The sequence below is a fragment of the Nodosilinea sp. LEGE 06152 genome (assembly GCF_015207525.1).
In the GTDB taxonomy this organism is placed as follows: Bacteria; Cyanobacteriota; Cyanobacteriia; order Phormidesmidales; family Phormidesmidaceae; genus Nodosilinea.
This window is the reverse complement of sequence record NZ_JADEWR010000016.1, coordinates 1-19,470: the sequence shown is the minus strand read 5'-3', so window position 1 is coordinate 19,470 and position 19,470 is coordinate 1. Positions and strand designations below refer to the sequence as shown.

General features: G+C 57.1%; 23 protein-coding genes. 13 read left to right on the top strand and 10 right to left on the bottom strand.

What is annotated here, in order from left to right; translation table 11 throughout:
* Positions 1-15: 15 nt before the first annotated feature.
* Complete coding sequence (locus IQ265_RS20270; protein WP_194056931.1) at positions 16-684, top strand: TenA family transcriptional regulator; 669 nt, start codon at positions 16-18, stop codon at positions 682-684.
* Between the two features lie 63 nt (positions 685-747).
* Here IQ265_RS20270 and IQ265_RS20265 read toward each other — a convergent pair whose 3' ends face one another.
* Both IQ265_RS20265 and IQ265_RS20260 read right to left on the bottom strand, forming a co-directional pair.
* A complete protein-coding gene (locus tag IQ265_RS20265; protein ID WP_194056929.1) occupies positions 748-1,065 on the bottom strand; it encodes a DUF3593 domain-containing protein in 318 nt (105 codons plus the stop codon).
* A 216-nt stretch (positions 1,066-1,281) separates the two neighbouring features.
* Complete coding sequence (locus IQ265_RS20260) at positions 1,282-1,590, bottom strand: DUF2499 domain-containing protein (protein ID WP_194056927.1); 309 nt, start codon at positions 1,588-1,590, stop codon at positions 1,282-1,284.
* A gap of 94 nt (positions 1,591-1,684) precedes the next feature.
* Here IQ265_RS20260 and csaB point away from each other — a divergent pair, with 94 nt between their 5' ends.
* Positions 1,685-2,752, top strand: a complete 1,068-nt coding sequence (gene csaB / locus IQ265_RS20255) for a polysaccharide pyruvyl transferase CsaB (RefSeq protein ID WP_194056925.1) — start codon at positions 1,685-1,687, stop codon at positions 2,750-2,752.
* On the opposite strand, the gene IQ265_RS20250 is transcribed toward csaB, so the two are convergent.
* The 3 genes from IQ265_RS20250 to IQ265_RS20240 all read right to left on the bottom strand — a co-directional run bounded on the left by IQ265_RS20250 (position 2,749) and on the right by IQ265_RS20240 (position 6,055).
* Positions 2,749-3,213 (bottom strand): glutathione peroxidase, encoded by a 465-nt coding sequence (locus IQ265_RS20250; protein ID WP_194056923.1) that lies wholly within the window; start codon positions 3,211-3,213, stop codon positions 2,749-2,751. The two genes, csaB and IQ265_RS20250, sit on opposite strands and share 4 nt — an antisense overlap.
* Before the next feature lie 89 nt (positions 3,214-3,302).
* Positions 3,303-5,702, bottom strand: coding sequence for a putative PEP-binding protein (locus tag IQ265_RS20245; RefSeq protein ID WP_194056922.1), 2,400 nt, complete (start codon positions 5,700-5,702; stop codon positions 3,303-3,305).
* 215 nt (positions 5,703-5,917) lie between these two features.
* Positions 5,918-6,055 (bottom strand): hypothetical protein, encoded by a 138-nt coding sequence (locus tag IQ265_RS20240; RefSeq protein ID WP_194056920.1) that lies wholly within the window; start codon positions 6,053-6,055, stop codon positions 5,918-5,920.
* A 5-nt stretch (positions 6,056-6,060) separates the two neighbouring features.
* Here IQ265_RS20240 and IQ265_RS20235 point away from each other — a divergent pair, with 5 nt between their 5' ends.
* From IQ265_RS20235 to IQ265_RS20205, 7 genes are all read left to right on the top strand, one after another.
* Positions 6,061-6,837, top strand: a complete 777-nt coding sequence (locus IQ265_RS20235; RefSeq protein ID WP_194056918.1) for a phosphoribosyltransferase family protein — start codon at positions 6,061-6,063, stop codon at positions 6,835-6,837.
* Positions 6,838-6,943: 106 nt separating this feature from the next.
* The gene (locus IQ265_RS20230) at positions 6,944-7,153 is read left to right on the top strand and encodes a hypothetical protein (protein ID WP_194056916.1); all 210 of its coding nucleotides are present in this window, start codon (positions 6,944-6,946) and stop codon (positions 7,151-7,153) included.
* 341 nt (positions 7,154-7,494) lie between these two features.
* The gene (locus IQ265_RS20225; protein WP_194056914.1) at positions 7,495-8,553 is read left to right on the top strand and encodes an amino acid ABC transporter substrate-binding protein; all 1,059 of its coding nucleotides are present in this window, start codon (positions 7,495-7,497) and stop codon (positions 8,551-8,553) included.
* Positions 8,554-8,738: 185 nt separating this feature from the next.
* Positions 8,739-9,917 (top strand): ABC transporter permease subunit, encoded by a 1,179-nt coding sequence (locus IQ265_RS20220; protein ID WP_194056912.1) that lies wholly within the window; start codon positions 8,739-8,741, stop codon positions 9,915-9,917.
* 3 nt (positions 9,918-9,920) lie between these two features.
* Positions 9,921-11,138: an amino acid ABC transporter permease gene (locus tag IQ265_RS20215; RefSeq protein WP_194056910.1), complete on the top strand. Its 1,218-nt coding sequence runs from the start codon at positions 9,921-9,923 to the stop codon at positions 11,136-11,138.
* A gap of 321 nt (positions 11,139-11,459) precedes the next feature.
* Positions 11,460-12,239, top strand: coding sequence for an amino acid ABC transporter ATP-binding protein (locus IQ265_RS20210; RefSeq protein WP_194056908.1), 780 nt, complete (start codon positions 11,460-11,462; stop codon positions 12,237-12,239).
* Positions 12,240-12,358: 119 nt separating this feature from the next.
* Entirely contained in the window at positions 12,359-12,742 is a 384-nt protein-coding gene (locus IQ265_RS20205; RefSeq protein ID WP_194056906.1) for a DUF2358 domain-containing protein, read from the top strand.
* 2 nt (positions 12,743-12,744) lie between these two features.
* Here the strand turns inward: IQ265_RS20205 and IQ265_RS20200 are convergent, their stop codons facing one another.
* Entirely contained in the window at positions 12,745-13,578 is an 834-nt protein-coding gene (locus IQ265_RS20200) for a Uma2 family endonuclease (protein WP_194056904.1), read from the bottom strand.
* Between the two features lie 152 nt (positions 13,579-13,730).
* On the opposite strand from IQ265_RS20200, the gene IQ265_RS20195 reads away from it, so the two are divergent.
* Positions 13,731-14,144 (top strand): hypothetical protein, encoded by a 414-nt coding sequence (locus IQ265_RS20195; protein WP_194056902.1) that lies wholly within the window; start codon positions 13,731-13,733, stop codon positions 14,142-14,144.
* 16 nt (positions 14,145-14,160) lie between these two features.
* Here the strand turns inward: IQ265_RS20195 and serS are convergent, their stop codons facing one another.
* Complete coding sequence (gene serS / locus IQ265_RS20190; RefSeq protein ID WP_194056900.1) at positions 14,161-15,438, bottom strand: serine--tRNA ligase; 1,278 nt, start codon at positions 15,436-15,438, stop codon at positions 14,161-14,163.
* 149 nt (positions 15,439-15,587) lie between these two features.
* Positions 15,588-15,827 (bottom strand): NifU family protein, encoded by a 240-nt coding sequence (locus IQ265_RS20185; RefSeq protein ID WP_017299982.1) that lies wholly within the window; start codon positions 15,825-15,827, stop codon positions 15,588-15,590.
* 187 nt (positions 15,828-16,014) lie between these two features.
* Between IQ265_RS20185 and IQ265_RS20180 the strand changes: the two genes are divergently transcribed.
* Positions 16,015-16,974 carry an orange carotenoid-binding protein gene (locus IQ265_RS20180; RefSeq protein WP_194056898.1) on the top strand — a complete coding sequence of 320 codons (960 nt, stop codon included), beginning with the start codon at positions 16,015-16,017 and terminating at the stop codon, positions 16,972-16,974.
* Positions 16,975-17,255: 281 nt separating this feature from the next.
* On the top strand, positions 17,256-17,585 hold the full coding sequence (locus IQ265_RS20175; protein WP_228038218.1) for a hypothetical protein: 330 nt from the start codon (positions 17,256-17,258) through the stop codon (positions 17,583-17,585).
* A gap of 240 nt (positions 17,586-17,825) precedes the next feature.
* Here the strand turns inward: IQ265_RS20175 and IQ265_RS20170 are convergent, their stop codons facing one another.
* Positions 17,826-17,969: a chlorophyll a/b-binding protein gene (locus IQ265_RS20170; protein ID WP_073606607.1), complete on the bottom strand. Its 144-nt coding sequence runs from the start codon at positions 17,967-17,969 to the stop codon at positions 17,826-17,828.
* Between the two features lie 162 nt (positions 17,970-18,131).
* Positions 18,132-18,344 carry a chlorophyll a/b-binding protein gene (locus IQ265_RS20165; protein WP_194056897.1) on the bottom strand — a complete coding sequence of 71 codons (213 nt, stop codon included), beginning with the start codon at positions 18,342-18,344 and terminating at the stop codon, positions 18,132-18,134.
* A 193-nt stretch (positions 18,345-18,537) separates the two neighbouring features.
* Here IQ265_RS20165 and IQ265_RS20160 point away from each other — a divergent pair, with 193 nt between their 5' ends.
* Complete coding sequence (locus IQ265_RS20160; RefSeq protein ID WP_194056896.1) at positions 18,538-19,302, top strand: SDR family oxidoreductase; 765 nt, start codon at positions 18,538-18,540, stop codon at positions 19,300-19,302.
* Positions 19,303-19,470: the final 168 nt, after the last annotated feature.

Below are 19,470 nucleotides of genomic sequence, written 5' to 3'. Positions count from 1 at the left end.
GTTGCTAGGCTCACTATGCCCATAACCTGTCAATCGCTGCTCCAAACCCACCCCGCCGCTTGGAAAAGGGCCACTACCCATCCTTTCTTGATCGGCTGCCACAGCGGCACCCTTCAGCCAGCCCAGTTCAATACCTGGCTGGTGCAAGATTTTTTGTTTGTCAAAGCCTTTACCCGGATGGTGGGTCGCGTGCTGGCGGCCGCCCCCGACGACCACATCGACGTGCTGCTAGCGGGTCTGGGTGCCCTCAAAGACGAGCTGCTGTGGTTTGAGGCCAAGGCTAGCGAGCGATCGCTCAACCTAGCTACCTCCATTCAGCCCACCTGCCAGCGCTACTGCGAGTTTATGGCCAGCCTGGCTATTGCTCCCTATCCGGTGCAGGCTACCGCTCTATGGGCCATTGAGTATGCCTACAACCAGGGCTGGCAACTCCCCGGCCCCATGCCCAAACCCTACACCGAGTTTGCCGATCGCTGGGGCAACCCCGGCTTTACCGATTACGTTCGCCTGCTCGCCGCCCAAGCCGATGCTGCGCTGACTACCGCCAGCCCACCTGTTGAAGCCCAGGCTGAGGTCGCCTTTCTGCGCGTGGCGGATCTCGAAGCCGCCTTCTGGCAAATGGCTTTTGCCCCAGGGGATGAGGGGACGATGACGAAATGGGGGGACGAGGAAATAGCGGGATGAGAAGAGGACGGGGACATCTAAACGTCGCAAGTCTTCCTCACCCCCTCACCGTCCTCATCCTCCTCACTGCCCCTCCTTCCCCACCTCATCTCCCCCAGCCCGGTGCTGCAGAACCGCCTGACGAAACCCCAGCACTACCAAAATATTCGACAGCGTTAAAAACGCCTCGGCGCTGCCGTGGAGCCAATCAACATTGGCCAACTCTTCGCCCAACCCCACCTTGGCATAGATACCCGCTGGAATGGTCACGGCTACAAACACCAGCAGCGCATAGAACCCAGTCAGGGCCAGCCGAGGAGTTTCCTTAGTGCGGGTCATGAACCACAGAAACCCCAGGTAGGGGAAGAGGGACATGGCAAAGAGAGTGTTTTTGTCGAGCATTGGTTGGGAGGTTGAGTCGTTGGGTGGGTGAGGGGAAGGGAGGGTAAGGCTTGAGGGGCTGTACTGAATCCTATCTGTTGCACGGGGTTGGTAGGGGCATTGCACTGCAATGCCCCTGCGGGATTTCTGCTTTAACTTAGGGGTTTTTCAATGCGGATTTCGTATTAGGTGCTTTTGTCACTCAGCAATTGGCGTGGGGAACTGGCCAATCGTGCGCTAGCTTTCTGTCGATACTCTGCCGTGTCGCCAAATCCACCAGGCGGCGAGGCAGAGGGTACCGTTGCCAATGACAGTCATGGCGGCCTGTAGGGTAACCAGCCAGGCCAGCCCCGGCGCATTGTCAAACAGGTGCCAGGTGCAGGCGGCCATTGCGCTGACCAGGGCTGGAAACATACCGATCGCCAGCCACCGCCACACGGGTCGCTGGGTCACCACCGCAAACTGCCAGATGAACCACATCGCCGCCATCCACTCCAGCACGCTTGAGATGTGGATCATCCAGGTGGGTAGTGAGAGGGCGTGCATGAGGTTCAGGGCGTAACAACAGCCTCTATTGTAGAGAGGTCGGTGTATGGCGTATAGCGGTTTAACGAACGGGTTAACCGGGGACAGGTGAAGCATGCGAGCGGTTTTGTGTGGCTACTACGGTATGGGCAACGGCGGCGACGAAGCGCTGCTGGCCACCCTGCTGCAAATGCTGCCCCCAACGGTAACTCCGGTAGTACTGTCGGGCAACCCGGCCGAGACCGCTCAGCGCTACGGGGTTGAGGCGGTGCCCCGCAAAGCACTTGGGCCAGTCATTCGGGCCTTGCGCGGGGCCGACGTGTTTATTTGGGGGGGCGGTAGCCTGCTGCAGGATGCCACCAGTCTGCAAAACCCGGTTTATTACGGTGGCCTGATGGCCCTGGCCCAGTGGCTGGGTCTAAAAACCATTGCCTGGGGTCAGGGCATTGGCCCTCTGAACCATCCCCTGAGCCAAGGGCTGGGTCGCTACGCTTTGGGCCACTGCGACGCCGTTAGCGTGCGCGACAATGGCTCGGCGGCTTGGCTGGCGCGGTGGCAGGTGCCGGGTATGCAGGCCCCTGACCCGGTGTGGGCGTTGGAACCAGCGCCTGTAGAGGGGCTGTGGGAACTGCCTGCCCCCCGAGTAGCTGTGGCCCTGCGCCCACACCCCTGGCTCGGCGAACGCCATCTTGATCAGTTCACCCATGCCCTGGCTGCGTTTCAATCGGCTACCCAGACCTGCTTACTGCTGGTGCCATTTCAGCCAGTCAAAGACTTGCCCATTGCCGAGTACATTCAGCCTCGGCTGCCCGGTCCCAGCCGGATCTACACCCTCAGCGACCCGCACCAGCTCAAGGGGCTGTTTCGCGGTGTAGAGATGACGATTGGCATGCGGTTGCACGCTCTAATTATGGCGGCGGCTGAGGGCTGCCGCTGCTTTGGGCTGAGCTACGACCCTAAGGTTAGCCAGCTAATGGCCGACCTCGATCTGCCGGGAATAGACCTCAACCCCCAGGCCGGGGCACACCGCTGGCCAGAGACTCCGGAGCAGATCACTAAAACCTGGTTGGAGGTCTATGCTAACGGCGACCCGCTGACGCCAGAGCAGATCAAGTCGCGGGTCGATCGCGCCCTCATGCACCAAGATCTGCTGCACGATGTACTGACGACCCTGGCCAGTTAGCCCAGGGCTTGCTCGATTGCAGCCTTGAGATCGGCATCATCAGGCGGAGTTTTGGGGTCAAAGCGAGCGACTACGTTGCCGTCGCGCCCGACCAAAAACTTGCCAAAGTTCCAGGTGATATCGGGGCCTTCGCCGACTAAAAATTGGTAGAGCGGGCTGCGGTTGGGGCCGTTGACATCCTGCTTTTCGAGCAGGGTAAAGTCGACGTCGTACTTGTTCTTGGTGAAGTCTTTGATTTCCTCGGGGCTGCCGGGTTCTTGCTGGCCAAACTGGTTGCAGGGCACGCCCACAATCATCAGACCGCGATCGCCGTAGGCTTTGTCAAGCTCTACCAGGCCGTTGTACTGGGGGGTGAGGCCACACTTGCTGGCCACATTCACAAACAGAATAACTTTGTTAGCCAGAGAATCGGCGGCCAAAGGAGCACCGTCTAGGGTAGCCAGGTTGGAAGGAAGAGACATAGGGCTTAATTGTCTGCACAACGTTGTTATTATCGACCATGCTACGGCGATCGCTGTGTATTGCCCAGGGCTGGTAACGTTACCTTTGGCTACTCATCGCCCTGCTCGGCCTGCCAAACCGCCTCCAGGGTAAAGGGAAGCGCGGCGGCTTCGACCGAAATAGAGCCAATTCCCCAGGCGACCAGATCGGCGATTAGCTCGGGATGGCGGACTGGAGCCTGACCACAAATGGAGCACAGCAGGCCGCAGCGGTGAGCCTCTTGCACCAGGTGGGCCATAGCCAGGCGAACGACGGGATGGCGCTCATCGTAGGCAGAGGCCATGATGGGCTGGTCGCGATCGACGGCCAGCAGCAGCTGGGTTAAATCGTTTGAGCCAATGGCAATGCCCTGGATGCCTGCCTGGGCGTAGGCGGGCAGCAAAAACAGCACCGACGGTACTTCGGCCATAATCCACAGCATAAACCCATCGGCGTCGAGCAGCCCGGCCCGTTCAATGCGCTGGCGGCAGGCGATCGCCTCTTCGACGGTGCGCACAAAGGGCAAGATGAGCTGCAAATTGGCATAACCCGCCCGCTGTAGGGCTGCCAATGCCCCCAGCTCCACCTGAAACAGGCGATCGTCGACTTCGTAGCTGAGGGTGCCCCGCAGTCCCAGCATGGGGTTGGGTTCGACCGGCGGACTGCCCTGCAGGGCCTGCCATTCGTGCGATCGCAGATCGAGGCTGCGGTAGCGTAGGGGCTTTGACCCCAATGCCTGCAAAATTGGCTCTAGCTGCTGCACCAAGCGGCTTTGCAGCTCGGCCTCCTGGCCCTGGTTGACCCAGTCCCACGGGTGTCGTCCGTCTAGCACATCGAGCAGCAGCCACTCCGAGCGCAGTAGGCCAATGCCGCTGGCGTAGTCGAGGGGTAGAGCGGCCAGCTGCCGAGTTTGGCTGAGGTTGATCATCACCTGGGTCTGCAGCCGCTGATAGCGAACCTTGTGCTGGGGCGACAGGTCGGCCGCTGGGTCAATCGTGGTTTGAAACTCGTTGAGGGCGGTTTGAAACTGCTGGTGGTCGCTAGCTTCGTCGGTCAGGCCGTAGACCACGCCGCGATCGCCGTCGAGCCAGAGCACCATACCGGTCTCCAACAGCTGGGTCGCCTGGGGTGCCCCGACCACCGCTGGAATACCGACCTCCCGCGCTAGAATCGCCGCGTGACAGGTAGCCCCACCGCKCTCCGTCACAATGCCTTTGACAGCCTGCAGCTGAAAAAAAACATCGGGCTGGAGATCGGGCAGCACCACAATGCACCCCACGGGCAACGGCTGGGGCAAGTCTTGGGGATGGTGGGCCACGACCGCCACCCCCTGAACGCGTCCGACGGCGGCTCCAATGCCGCGTACCACTGTGCTGGCCGAGGGCAGCAGGGGCGGTTGCGATCGGGGGCGAGGGGCGGTGGGGGGCGACGGGGCAGGCGCTACCGCCGCCGGGTCGCTCCAGGGAGTAGCCTCGGTAATCACCAGGGTTGGCTGCTCAGGGTTGGCACCGGGGTGCAGCAACCACTCCAGGCGTACGCCATCGCTGCCCAGGGCTGCCTGGGCTAGATTGGCCAGGTGCACAAGGCGGGCTAGCTGGGTAGCGTCTAGGGGCATGTGCAGCTCGGGGCGATCGCGCTCTACAACCTGAATGGGTTGGGCTACAACCGCGGGGCGGGGGCGGTACTTAGACGCTGGCATCAGCTGGTAAACCCGCTCCTGAAACCCCGGTTTCCAGATGGCCGCAGCTACCTTGCTGCGACTGGCACGGCAGTAGGTCGGAATTGCTTCTCCCTGGGTCAGGGCCAGCCCCAGCCCGGCAACGGCCGCCACGGTAATCTGCCCCTGCTCGAGAGTTAGGGTGCCCGAGGCGATCGCTGGGTAGACCGGCATGATCAGCGTCGCAAAGTTGAGGTCGCTCAGTCGCTGACAGTAAAGCTGCCAGACCGATAGGCAGCGGGCCGTCAGCGCCTGACTCCAAAACTGCGGCAGTACCTGGGGCAGGGCGGCAAAGTCAGCCTCAATTTGGGCTGGCAAAAGGCCATTGCTGAGCAGTACCGGGGAGGCAGCTAAATGTTCTGACACGTTTTTTGATAAATCTTTTGGCTCCGGCGAGTCTGCCCACAGCGAGGCGCGCAGCATCCAGGCGGCAGGGATAGCGTCGCTAAACGGAGGGGAATCTGACCAATTAACCTGAGCGATCGCCGGAATTGCCCGCATGGCCTGCTGCCACTGCTGACTGCACTGCTGCAGGGCGTGAAACCCGCCCTGGCAAACGGGCAACAACCGATCGCCATAGGGCTCTGGCCAGGCCATTTGCTCTAAACTGCGGTGCCAGGGCGCAGCCGTTAACACAACCCCCTGAGCCACGGGCAGTCCATGCTGTTTGAGCCGACTCAGGTGGTAGGCTTTGTGGCCAACGGCCCGCAGGTCGGCTAAACCCAGGTCATCCAGTTGTCTAAGCCAGGTCATACCAGAGGTAAAAGGCTAGCCCTCACCAAAAACCAGCCTGAGGGAAATGGCCTAATGTATTTGGTTTTTAATCAATGCTTATTACCGCCCTAGGGCGGTCGGCCCAACAAAAACGCGAGGGCACCGAAAGCCACTAGGCCAACCTGCGATCGCAAACGAGCGCTGTATTCAAGTCAACATCTTATAGTTACAAATTCTACGCGATGGCCATGGCCCTAGTCGCCTGTCCAAAGACCCAAACTGGGGCCATTGTCCCCAAATTCGTTATTTCTACCCTCGTCGCTGCCGTCGGTGCCCGCAACAATAGACTCAGCAGTGCGCCGCCACAGCCCTGCCTCCTTCCGCCAGGGCAAATATTATGCGCTACTCGTCATCGGCTCAGGGCTGGTTTGGCCAGACTAAACAACAGCTGTTCAGCCTTTTTTTAGCCAGCCCTTGCCCCCTGTGCCAGCGATCGACCGCAGCGGTGGTCTGCCCCAGCTGCTGCCGTCAGGTGCGGCAGTGCCAGGCCCCAACCTCCTGCGATCGCACCCTACCCGGCCTCACAGTGGTGAGTTGGGGGCGCTACGAGGGCAGCCTGCGCCAGGTTATTGGCAGCCTTAAGTACACGGGCCATACCGAAGTGGCGCAATTTCTGGGCACCGAGCTGGCTCAAACCTGGCGCGATGGCCCTTCGGGGTCAGTCTTTGCCCATCGCGTCAAATTAGAGTCATCGGCTCGTCCGGTGGCGATTGTGCCCATCCCGCTGCATCCTACCAAACTGCAGCAGCGGGGCTTTAACCAGGCCGACCTGCTGGCTCGGTCGTTTTGCCGCTTAAACCGCCTGCCCCTGCACAGCCACGGGCTGCAGCGGGTGCTGGCTACCCAGGCTCAGCACAGTCTCAGTCGTGCGGCCCGGCAGCAAAACCTGGCCCAAGCCTTCGCCGTTGAGCCCAACCAGATCAGTGCGCTGCGCCAGGCTACAGTGTGGCTGCTAGACGATATCTTGACCACCGGGGCGACGGCCCAAGCAGCGGCTCAAGCCCTTCGACAACAGGGCATTGCGGTGGCAGGCATTTGCACCGTAGCCCGCGCGATCGCCTGGGATACTAACTCAAAACCCACCGGCTCTAGCGGCATTTCACCCCGGCGGTAGATTAGTGGCTGTGCCACAGCGAAGAAGATGTTAATAATTCATCGGCTCTGCTGCACAACGAGTCGGTTGCATTAGTATAAATCTAAAGAAATTATTAACAACTGCTATGAACCCTCAGCTCCTACGACACCTGTGGTCTTTGGTAGAACGGTCACAGAGCAGTCATCTCCTTGCCCTAGATGACAACAGCCTAGTGTGCTGGCTGTTAGATCAATTTGCCGGGCAGCAGCCAATTGACCAGAGCGAAACCGATCAGCTCCACGGTTACATTCGCGCCAAAATTCCCTTAATTCGCGATCTAGCCCAAGGGCGCTAGGGCCTATCATCACTTCCCGCCACACCCTCTATCCTGTCGGCGTTGCCACGCTCAACTCGGAAAAACAGGCTAGGGGCCGCAACCGCCGATTCTCGGGCCTTTAACGATGAGAATCGGTATAAAGTCGTCAGCTGGCGGATTCAGTAAGGTCTAGAAACACGGGTGTTTCGATGCAGCTATAATCTTAATGGATCCATCCTGATTCGAATCCTCCTCCAGGTATATTGTTATCTTTGATGCAAAATGAAAACTCAAACCGTTGGAGTGTTAACAAGTGCAACACTCTCGGTTGTTTAAAGGGTGTGTATTTTGCATTATTTTTTGTGAGTGAGGATTGATTCATGCGTAAGTGGGGTTTACTCGCAGCTGCCCTGGGGCTAACATTGGCCGCCTGTGGTGGTGAAACCACGACCACTGCCGGTGGCGATGGGGGGGGTACAGCTACCGCAGGCGGCCGGTTAGATGTCGTCAAAAATCGGGGCCAGCTAATCTGTGGTGTAGACGGTGGCATTCCAGGCTTTAGCTTTGTGGATGAAAGTGGCACCTACTCCGGCCTTGATGTAGATGTTTGCAAAGCCGTAGCCGCCGCTGTTTTGGGCGATGCCGAAGCCGTAGAGTACCGCCGCCTAGACTCTACCGAGCGCTTTACCGCGCTGTCGGGGGGTGAGGTTGACATGCTCTCCCGCAACACCACCTGGACCATTAGCCGTGATACCAGCGTCGGTCTAGAGTTTGCGCCAACCACCTTCTTCGATGGTCAGGGCATGCTGGTGCGGGCCGACAGCGGCATCGAAACTCTGGAGGACTTTGCCGGGCAGGCCGTGTGTGTAGAAACCGGCACCACCACCGAACTCAACCTGACCGACCAGATGCGCCAGCTGGGTGTAGAGTTTGAGCCCGTTGTGTTTCAGGATGCCGACGCCGCCTATGCTGCCTACGACGAAGGTCGTTGCGAAGGCATGACCTCTGACAAGTCACAGCTGGTTGCCCGTCGCAGCACCCTGCCCAACCCCGATGAGCACGTTCTGCTCGAAGTCACTATGTCTAAAGAGCCCCTGGGGCCTGTGACCACCAACAATGACTCTGGCTGGTTTGACGTGGTCAAGTGGGTCACCTATGGCCTGATTCAAGCCGAAGAATTCGGCATTACTTCTGAGAATGTTGGCACCTTTGAGGGCACAGAGAATCCTGATATTGCCCGTTTCTTGGGTCAAGAGGGCACGTTGGGTACCGACATGGGGCTGCCCAACGACTTCATGGTGCAGGTCATTACCCAAGTGGGTAACTACGGCGAAGTCTACGAGCGCAATGTTGGGGCTGACTCTGAGTTTGCTCTAGAGCGCGGCCAAAACGCACTGTGGAGTGAGGGTGGACTTATGTACTCTCCCCCCTTCCGCTAAGGTGACTGGGGCCGATCGCTTCCGTTAGCCGTTTCCCCCAAGCTTTGAGACGTGAAAGGCGCAGCCAGACTGCGCCTTTTTCATAAATCCTTGTAACGAATTGAACTTTTCTTGACATCATTCTTAGATTATTTTGCATACAGCCTTTACACGACTCTTACACGACTTAACCGCAGGTGACATAGATGGCCCACGATAGCGGCAGCAGATCCTTCAATTTGAAGGTAATGCTGCGGGATGAGCGTTTCTGGAAGATTGCCTTTCAGGTGATTACGCTAGTCGTTGTCTTTCTCTTGCTGAGCTTTTTTCTGAGCAACCTGAACCGCAACTTGATTCAGATGGGGCGGGCCTTTGGTTTTAGCTTTCTGCGCAACCCGGCTGGCTTTAGTATTGGCGAAAGCCTGATTCGGTATCGCCCCAACGACCCTTACTGGCGAGCGCTGACGGTGGGGCTGGGCAACACGCTGACCCTGGTAGCGGCAGGCATTGCCCTCACCACTCTGCTAGGAACGGCGGCAGGTGTAGCCAGCTTCTCTAAAAACTGGCTGGTGCACAAGATTAGCCGGGCCTACGTGGGTCTGGTGCGCAATATTCCGCTGCTGCTGCAGCTGTTCTTCTGGTACTTTGCAATCTTTGGCATGTTGCCCAACCCGGCCAACCAGATTGGCGTGCTGGGGCTGGCTTTTCTCAATAACCGGGGAGTCTATATTCCCTGGGCGAGCAGTGCGGTGCTGGCGGTGCTGGGTATCGCCGCGACGGTTGGGGCGGCGATCGCCGCCTTTTACCTGTGGCAGTGGCGCACCAAAATTCGCATTGAAACCGGTGTGGGTGGTCAAAAGCAGTCGATTGCCCTGGCGGTGCTGGGCCTGGTGTGGTTGGCCATTATCGTCTTTGGCATGAACTGGACTATTCCTGAGGGAATTGAGGGCGGCGGCGTCACGGGCGGTCTGCGGCTGTCGCGGGAGTACGTGGCGGCGCTCACCGCTCTGGTGTTTTATACCTCGGCCTTTGTGGCCGAAATTGTGCGGGCGGGCATTCAGTCGGTGTCGAAGGGCCAGTGGGAGGCAGCCCGTTCTCTAGGGCTGCATGCGGGCATCGTGATGCGGCTGGTGGTGTTTCCCCAGGCACTGCGGGTGATTATTCCACCCATGAACAGCGAGTACATGAACTTGACTAAGAACACCAGTCTGGCCTTTGCGATCGCCTTTCCCGAGATGTATTCGGTGTCAACCACCACCTACAACCAAACTGGGCGGCCGGTGGAGGTGTTTGTGGTGCTGATGGCCACCTACCTGATTCTTTGCCTACTCATCACCCTGGTGATGAACCAGTTCAACCGGGCTGTGCAGTTCAAGGAGCGCTAACCCATGACCACCGTAACTCCCGATTCTTTTTCCTCTGCGCGTCCTGAAGTTGTTGGCCTCGGGCCTGTCGCCTGGGCTAAAAAAAACCTGTTTAGCGACTGGTTCAACAGCTTGCTGACGGTTGTCATTGTTGGCATTTTTGCCTGGGGAGCCGTTCGGCTTACGTCCTGGGCCTTTACCACCGCTCAGTGGCGGGTCATTCCCAACAACTTTGGCCTGTTTATGACCGGCACATTCCCCTCCGGTCTCTACCCACGCATCTGGGCCTTGCTGGCGATTGTCTGCGGCCTGGCGGGCCTGTCGTGGGGGGTGCTGGGCCGCAATGTCTCTACCCTGTTTAGCCGCAGCGTGCTGATTGGCCTGGGGCTAGTGTGCGCCTTTATTGTGCTGTTTCCGCCCACTCGGCCCAGTTCTCTCAAGCTGTTGCCGATGGTGGCTCTGGTAGCGATCGCAGCCGCCGCAGGCCGCCAGGCGGGGCGCAAATTTCCCGGTATTGGCAAATGGGTGTCGCTGGCCTGGTTTTTATCGTACTTTGCCGCTCTCTGGCTGATTGGCGGCGGGCTGGGGCTCACCCCCGTATCCACCAACGATTGGGGTGGGCTGGTGCTGACGCTGTTTACCGCCGTCAGCGGCATTGCCCTGTGTTTTCCGCTGGGGCTGCTGCTGGCGCTGGGGCGACGCAGTGCGCTGCCGGTGGTGCGCTGGCTCTCGACCGCCTATATTGAGCTGGTGCGAGGGGTGCCGCTGGTGGCCCTGCTGTTTATGGGCCAGGTGATGATTCCGCTGTTTTTGCCGGTGGGGTCGCGGCCCGATCGCATTTTACGGGCCATTATTGCGCTGGCCCTGTTTAGCGCCGCCTACCTGGCCGAAAACGTGCGGGCTGGTCTTCAAGCAGTGCCCCGAGGCCAAAACGAAGCGGCAATGTCGCTGGGGCTCAACACGCCTACAACCCTCGGCCTGATTGTTCTACCTCAGGCCCTCAAAATTGCTATTCCGGCGATCGTGGGTCAGTTTATTAGCCTGTTTCAAGACACCACGCTGCTGTCGATTGTGGGTTTGGCAGAACTGTTAGGCATCGGCAAATCGATCTTGGCCAACCCGGCCTACCTGGGTCGCTACGCCGAGGTCTACCTGTTTCTAGCCGTGATCTACTGGCTCTTTTGCTATGCCATGTCCCTGGGCAGCCGCAAAATTGAAGAAAAGCTCAATACAGGCCACTAACTGTGTACTACGCGCGTGGGCCAGTCATTCGTGGCCCACAGCTAGCTTTAGCCCTACTGATCGAGGCTATGAGTTAGCACGACTTAAATGTCTCTCCGTGTAACAGTTAACAGTCTGGAATCCAGAAACCCCCTAGGGTTAAGGCAAAATAGCATTATCTATCTTGGGTAAAGGTACCCATACCAAATCCAGCCCAGCATCTGTATCGTCCTATAGGCAGAACTCCACTGCTCGCCTTGGATTTGGTTTAGGCCTTTGAATCCGTTGTTTATACGTCGTTAATGACCCCACTCAGGGGCTGAACTTAAGAGGAAAATGTTCATGACACAGTTTCAGACGGAGCAACCATCGGCCCAACATACGAGCACGGAGCCTGTTATCGTTGCCCGCGACGTCGAGAAGTGGTACGACAACGGTTTCCATGTGCTGAAGGGAGTCAGCATGACGGTCTACAAGGGCGAAGTGCTGGTAGTCATGGGGCCGTCTGGATCGGGAAAGTCAACCTTTATTCGCACCTTCAACGCCCTTGAACCTTATCAGAAGGGCAGCATTGAGGTAGACGGCATCACCATTTCCCACGACCTCAAAAACATTGAGGCCATCCGCCGCGAGGTGGGCATGGTGTTTCAGCAGTTCAACCTGTTTCCTCACCTGACGGTGCTGCAAAACGTCACCCTGGCTCCCATCTGGGTGCGCCGCTGGCCCAAGGCCAAAGCTCAGGAAGTGGCTATGCAGCTGCTGGAGCGGGTGGGGATTTTAGAGCAGGCCCACAAGTTTCCGGGGCAGCTTTCGGGGGGCCAGCAGCAGCGGGTGGCGATCGCGCGCTCCCTGGCCATGCAGCCCAAGGTGATGCTGTTCGACGAACCCACCTCTGCCCTCGACCCAGAGATGGTGCGGGAAGTGCTGGATGTGATGCGATCGCTAGCCGACTCGGGCATGACTATGGTCTGCGTTACCCATGAAGTTGGCTTTGCCCGCGAAGTAGCCGATCGCGTCGTGCTGATGGACGGCGGCTACCTGATCGAAGAAAACACTCCCCAGGAGTTTTTCAGCAACCCCCGCGAAGACCGTACCCAAAAATTCCTCTCCCAGATTCTATAGGGAGATTCTGTAGGAAACTGGCTGCCAGAGCAGTTCAGGCGAAATCAACCTCAGGCTCCAGGTGCTGTCGTCGATAATGTCGATAATAAAGACGACGGTACTTGCCTAGAGAGGCCACTATGGATATTCTCGACCAAATTCGCCTCGACTATCAGCACTTCCCCAAAGACCAGAGCTACCATCTGTACGCCGAAAACGTGTACTTCAAAGACCCGCTCAACGAGTTTCGCGGCGTCACTCGCTACAGGAGCATGATCGGGCTCATCGATCGCTTGTTTAGGCAGGTCAACCTCGATCTGCACGGTATAGAGTACGCCACTCCGACTCAAATCAACACCCACTGGACTCTCAGCTGGGTAGCCCCTGTGCCCTGGCAGCCGCGCATGAGCATTCCTGGGCACAGTGAGCTAGCCCTCGGCGAAGACGGCAAGGTAATTTCCCACATCGACTACTGGCACTGCTCTCGGTTAGCGGTGCTGGGTCAGCTATTCGGCAAAAAATAAGGCTAAATTTCGTCGGGGTTTACCCCAAGTTCGCGCAGCCGTTGCGCTAAGCGATCGGCTCGTTGTTGGGCAGCGCTCACTTGTCGCTGGGCATCTTGTTTGGCTTGTTCGGTATCGGTTAAAAACCAACTGCCTTGAGCGTCGCACCATCGCAGCCAGTAACTTGGAATGCCTTCAAATTCACCCTCCCAAATTCCTAACCCAACCTTTAAATCATCAAACCAAATGGCAGGAGATGCAGAATTAACAGCCTGCTCTCTATACAGACTTCCCTCTAACTTGAAGTAGCGCAGCCGCTGAGTGTAACGGCTGTACACAACATAGTGAGGTACTCGTAAGTAGGTTTCATAGACGTCTAGCTTGCCGGGCACCTGACCTAAACTTAAGGGCTCTGAATTTTCTGCCAATGCTTCGACTTGATCGCTCTCGTGGTAAAAACGCCCCAAGTCTTCTGGTTCGGTTCTGGGCGACAGAAACTCTACAATAACTGTTGGAGCGACCCCCTCTTGCCAGAACACATAGCTGCGCCGCAAGTCGTGGCCATCGTACAAGCGTGGCACTCCGACGGCTAAGAACCAGTCGGGTCGCTTGTGCCAGAGGGGATGATGCACATCGTAGTAGAGGTTTAAGTCAGATCCGGTAAACCACTGGTCGCGGCTATAGTCGCTGAGGGCCAGTGTGCGGCTCAGTAACTGCGGCTGTAAGTCATGGAACTCGTCAGGCAAGCCAGGCTCCTCGGGAAACTCGCTGGGGAGGTCGTACATGGTGGGAAGCGTTTCGCGCGGCGATCGCGGCGGGTCAGTCTGAGCGATGGAGTGTCCCGTTGGGTAGGTCATAGCTGGCCGGGGGCGACTGGTTGCCTCCTATTATAGAGAGGGCCTAGGGCAGGTCAAAGCGACCCTCCCTAGGCGAATTAGGGGGAAGATGGCTAACATTGCTGTCAAAAGTCTGTCGAAAGCGAGATCGATTTGGGTGGGAGAGTATGGGTATGCAAACAATACAAAAGACATTGGCTGGAGCTTGTTTGCTGTTTGGGTTATCCATTTCGCTGCTGGCGACCGTCCAGATCGTCGACGCTGATGACGATTTGGAAGATCTAGCCGAGACCGCAGCTGCTCTAGTGCTGTTCGGCCTAGCGCCTACAGCTTTGGGCAGCTGGCTGGCGTGGAATCTGCGCCACAGCAACCGGCAAACAACCCAATCCCTGTCACTACAGCAGGAGCAGATGTTTTTACAGCTGCTGCAAAGCCAAGCGGGGGACCTCACCATTATTCAGTTTGCGGCAGCAGCGCAGGTGCCGATCGATCAGGCCAAGGAGTTTCTCGACCAAAAGGCCCAGATGCTCAACGCCTCCTTTGATGTGAAGGATAGCGGCGCGATCGTGTATCGATTCCCTCTGTAGTCGGGGGAACCGGGGCTTAGAGGTACTCGCGGTTGAGATAGGGTTGCAGCACCTCGGGCACTCGCACCGAGCCGTTGGCCTCCTGGTAGTTTTCTAAAATGGCGGCCATGGTACGGCCAATAGCAAGCCCTGACCCGTTGAGGGTATGCACGTACTGAGTACCTTTTTGACCCGCAGACTTAAAGCGCACATTGGCGCGACGAGCCTGAAAATCTAGACAATTCGAGCAGCTAGAGATCTCCCGGTAGCTGTCAGAAGAGGGCATCCAGACCTCGAGGTCGTAGGTTTTGCAGCTTGAAAAGCCCAGGTCGCCGGTACACAGTTCTAGCACTCGGTAGGGCAGCTTGAGCTGTTGCAGAATATCTTCGGCATCGCCCACCAGCGCCTCTAGCGCGTCGAAAGAGATGTCGGGGTGGACAAATTTGTACATCTCCACCTTATTGAACTGGTGTAGGCGAATCAGGCCGCGGGTGTCTTTGCCGTAGCTGCCCGCCTCGCGGCGAAAGCACGGGGTGTAGGCGCAGTAGTGAATCGGCAACTGGTCGGCACCCAAGATTTCGTCGCGGTGCAGGTTGGTGAGAGGCACCTCGGCGGTAGGGGTGAGCCACAGGTCGTCGTTGCGGCACTGGAAGCTTTCGTCAGCAAACTTGGGCAGCTGGCCCGAGGCGGTAAGCGCTGCCGAGTTGATTAAGTAGGGGGGAATGATCTCGTCGTAACCCGCCCTGATATGGCGATCGAGCATGAACGAGATCAGCGCTCGTTCTAGTGCCGCACCCGCGCCCTTCAAGACGACGAAGCGACTCTGGGCAATCTTCTCGGCGGCGCGTTTGAAGTCGAGAATGCCAAGGGTTTCGCCAATTTCCCAATGGGGTTTGGCAGGCTGCTTCGGCAAGTACTCGTCGCCCCAGCGGCGCACTTCGACGTTTTCGGTTTCGTCCTTGCCGACGGGGGTGGTGTCGCTGGGCAGGTTTGGTAAGCCGAGCAGAATGGCTTCGATCTGAGCTTTGATCTCGCGCTCTTGGGGTTCTAGGGTTTGTAGCTCTGCCTTGACCTGGTTGCCTTCGTCTTTAAGGGCGGTGACTTCTGGGCCGTTGGGGGCAGCGCCGGCTTTGATGGTTTGGCCGACCTGCTTGCCGATTTCGTTGCTGCGGGCCTGGAGCTGCGATCGCGCTGTCTCTAGCTGGCGCTGCTGCTGGTCTAACTCTAGCAGCGGTGCCAGGTCGTACTCCCCACGCTTGCTCAGGGCCGCTTGCACCCGCTCCGGATTTTCCCGTATCTGCCTTAAGTCGAGCACAGCAACCCCCTAAACGCTATCCATAAAATGGCTGCCGCAAAATAGGCTAACCCTCGCCAATACAACAGGATATCAGCAAACACGAAAAATCCTCCGACCTAGGTGCAGCGCACCATCACCGGAGGATTAGGTATGGCTAAGCCGTCGCGCTAAAACACTTGCTCAATCTCAGCGATTTCGGGAATAAACTCGCGTAGGCGACGCTCAATACCCATGCGCAGCGTCATCGCCGAACTGGGGCAAGAGCCACAGGCTCCCTGAAGGCGCAGCTTAACAACAGGGCCATCAATTTCTACCAGCTCTACGTTACCGCCGTCGGCAAGCAGATAGGGACGCAGTTCGTCTAAAACCTGCTCCACATTGGGGGGAGTAAGGGCAAGGGTTTCCATAGAGATATATCCGCCAAACGCAATTGTGAACTATCTCTATTCTAGGGATTTTGCCCCCAAAGCAAAGCACGCGATCGCATCGTTTCTACTCCGCTTGCGTGAACACACCTTCAATGTTAAGTTTTGTAAGGAAATGTTTCGAAATTTACAGTCATTTTCACTCTGTACCCTTTGAGGAAGCTATAACATGCCGTTCACACTCGATTCAGCGCGCAATATCTTCCCCAGTACCCTCACTGCTGATGCGGTACCCGCTACCATTGCTCGCTTTACGCAGTTGAGTGCAGAAGACCAACTGGCGTTAATTTGGTTTGCCTACCTCGATATGGGCAAGGGCATCACCATTGCAGCTCCCGGCGCGGCCAGCATGCAGTTTGCCGAAGCCACCATGAACGAGATTCGGGCCATGTCGTTCCAAGAGCAGTCTCAGGTCATGTGCGACCTAGCCAACCGGGCCGACACCCCCATTGGCCGCACCTACTCCACCTGGTCGCCCAACATCAAGCTGGGGTTCTGGTACAAGCTGGGTCAGTGGATGGAAGAAGGCTTCGTCGCCCCCATTCCCGAGGGGTATCAGCTGTCGGCCAACGCCTCAGCGGTGCTGCAGTCGATTCGTAACCTAGAGTCGGGTCAGCAGATTACAGTGCTGCGCAATGCTGTGGTTGATATGGGCTTTGACCCCAAGCAGATGGGGGCCTATCAGCGAGTAGCTGAGCCGGTAATGCCTCCTCAAGATGTCGCTCAACGCCAACAGGTCACCATCGAAGGGGTGACCAACCAAACTGTGTTGGCCTACATGAATAACCTCAACGCCAACGACTTTGACGCGCTGATTGAGCTATTTGCCCCAGACGGTGCCCTCCAGCCACCCTTCCAGCGACCGATCGTAGGTAAAGCCAATGTGCTGCGGTTTTTTCAAGAAGACTGCCAAAACCTTAAGTTGATTCCAGAGCGCGGTGTGACCGAATCCGCCGATGAAGGGTTCACCCAGATCAAGGTGACTGGCAAAGTGCAAACTCCTTGGTTTGGAGCCGGGGTCGGCATGAATATTGCCTGGCGTTTCTTGCTCAACCCCGATGGCAAAATCTTCTTTGTAGCCATTGACCTGCTTGCGTCGCCCAAGGAACTACTCAATCTAGTTCGTTAAGCGTTGTCTGCGCGCCTGGTCTTTGGGCCTGGTTAACAAAGCACCCCCAGTCGGGGGTGTTTTGTTGATTATGAGAACTTGCAAAGTTCTGTAATGTGTCTTTAATATAGATATATATACATCGTTGCCCAACAATTAGGGCTGATACGAGTCGCTGTGGAGAATTGGCTTTAGAGCTGCTTAAAGTTCGTCGTAGCTCTAAGGTCTGCGGCATGGCCTAGCCACCTATTTGGGCAACGAGGTATAGAAGGCTTCACTATTCCCTTTTCAACCCTTTAATCATGCAGACCAGCGAACTTCAGTGGACATCTCAAGAGCAGTCCATTGCTAAAGCCGCCTTCGATAAGGCCTATGAGCGAGAGATAAAAGCTTTGGTGCAAGTGGTGCGAGACCAAGCCAGTGCCGTAGCTGACACCGATGACGTTTGGCGTCTGCACGACTTTCTGAGCGCTCGCCGCCACGAGCTTGACGGTAAATATGATGGGCGAGAAGCAGCGCTGATTTTTGTATTTGCTGACTTAGTCAAAGAGGGGTGGTTGAGTTTAGACGATTTGAACGGGCTAGATGCCCTTAAACTGTCTAAGATAACTGCCCTCACCCGAATGATGTAATCGCCGAAAAGTTGTGCGTTATAGCGATGGCCATTGCGCTTACACCGGTCTCTTCCAACGGCAAAAACTGAGACAGCGCGATGGCGTATAGCCATCGCTTCAGTGGATACAAGTCATGTCCTGACTGTTCTGGCGATGGCTATAGCCGACCACAAGCTGAAAAAACTCAAGCTAGCAAAAAGAAAGGGAAGCAGCTTTCTGCTTCCCTTTCTTTTATTTAGTTATCAAGCTCTAAGCAAACTACATAATGCCGATTTGAGACAAAATGCCTTGCCCAGTCAAAAACTCGGTAGCTACACCAATCACGAAGCCCAGCATAGCCAGACGGCCGTTCCAGGTTTCTGCAAAGTCAACAAAACCGAACTTGGTCTCTTTGGTTTCCATGTTGGATATCTCCTAAGTGATTAGAGGGGCGAAAATCAATATCCTGTTACTTAATTTAACATACGTCTTTAGGATGTAGGTCTTAGAACGATGACTTTTTGCGATGCTCACAATTAAATCGTTCTATGGCGTGGTGACAGATACCGCCAACCTGAGCTGGGTCTACAAGTTGGTGAGCCAAGTAACAATGCCGTGACCGGTTAAAGCTTCAAACAGAACCGCAGAGGCGAAACCAATCATGGCCAGCCGACCGTTCAACTTCTCGGCATATTTGTTGAAGCCAAACTGCTGGCTGTCATCGACATAAACCTTGGGCTCGATGGCGAAGTTGTTGAGACGACCGCCCTCTTCAGTGGTGTAACCGCTAGTTGTCATGGGATGCTCTCCGTTTTTTTTGCTCTGTGGCCCGATTGTAACGTAGTGTAAAGAAATATTGCAAGAATATTTACATTTTTAGAGGGTTGGTCTCGGCTGTACATTGACTTATGGTTGCTCTATTTCCCTGAATGAGTGGGCATAGGGCTGATGACGAGAGGTTTGGGCGCGTTACCACTGGCGGCAATGGCTGATGACGTTAATTGATTTGCAGGGCAGCACGGTGTTAGTAACGGGCGGTTCCCGAGGTATTGGGGAGGCGATCGCGCGCACCCTGCACGAAGCGGGGGCCTCGGTCCTTCTCCACTACAGCCAGGGGGAAGCCGAGGCTAACCAGATTGCCGCCGATCTGGGGCATGAGCGCGTTCACCTGGTGCAGGCCGATTTGGCGGTGCCGGGGGCGGCCTTGGTGCTTTGGCAGCAAGCCCTGGGTTGGCGAGGGCAGATTAGCGCTGTGGTCAACAACGCAGCGACCATGCCCGCAGCCCCCATCGCCGCCGACTGGGATCTGTGGTCGACGGCCTGGCAGGACACGTTGCAAGTTAATTTGATTGCGATGGCTGATCTATGTCGGGAAGCGGTGCGCCACTTTCAAACCCAGGGCGGTGGTACTTTGGTGAACCTGGCCAGCCGAGCGGCGTTTCGGGGCGATGGGCCAGAGTTTATGGCCTACGCGGCCTCTAAGGGGGGCGTTGTAGGGCTGACGCGCAGTATCGCTAAGGGGTTTGCCCAGGATGGGGTGAGAGCCTATGCGATCGCGCCTGGCTTTGTGCGCACCGATCGCATCGAGCAGGTGATGGCGGAGCGGGGGGCGGAGTATGTGACGCGGGATATTCCTATGGGTGCCCCGGCGGAGCCCCAGGATGTCGCTAACCTGGTGGCGTTTTTGGTGGCGGGGCTAGCGCCCCATGCGACGGGCGCGACGTTTGATGTGAATGGGGCGTCTTATTTTCATTGAGGATTGGACTGGTAGGGGCAAACAGTTGTTTGCCCTAACTCGTAGCGATTATCTTGATTGTCAAGCTCACCCTGCTATGTAGTAGCTGCCATGAGGGTGGCAGCTGGCGGCAATGAGCAAGCTGGAGCCTGCCAGAGGGTGTCATGGCTCACCATGGCATTGAGGATG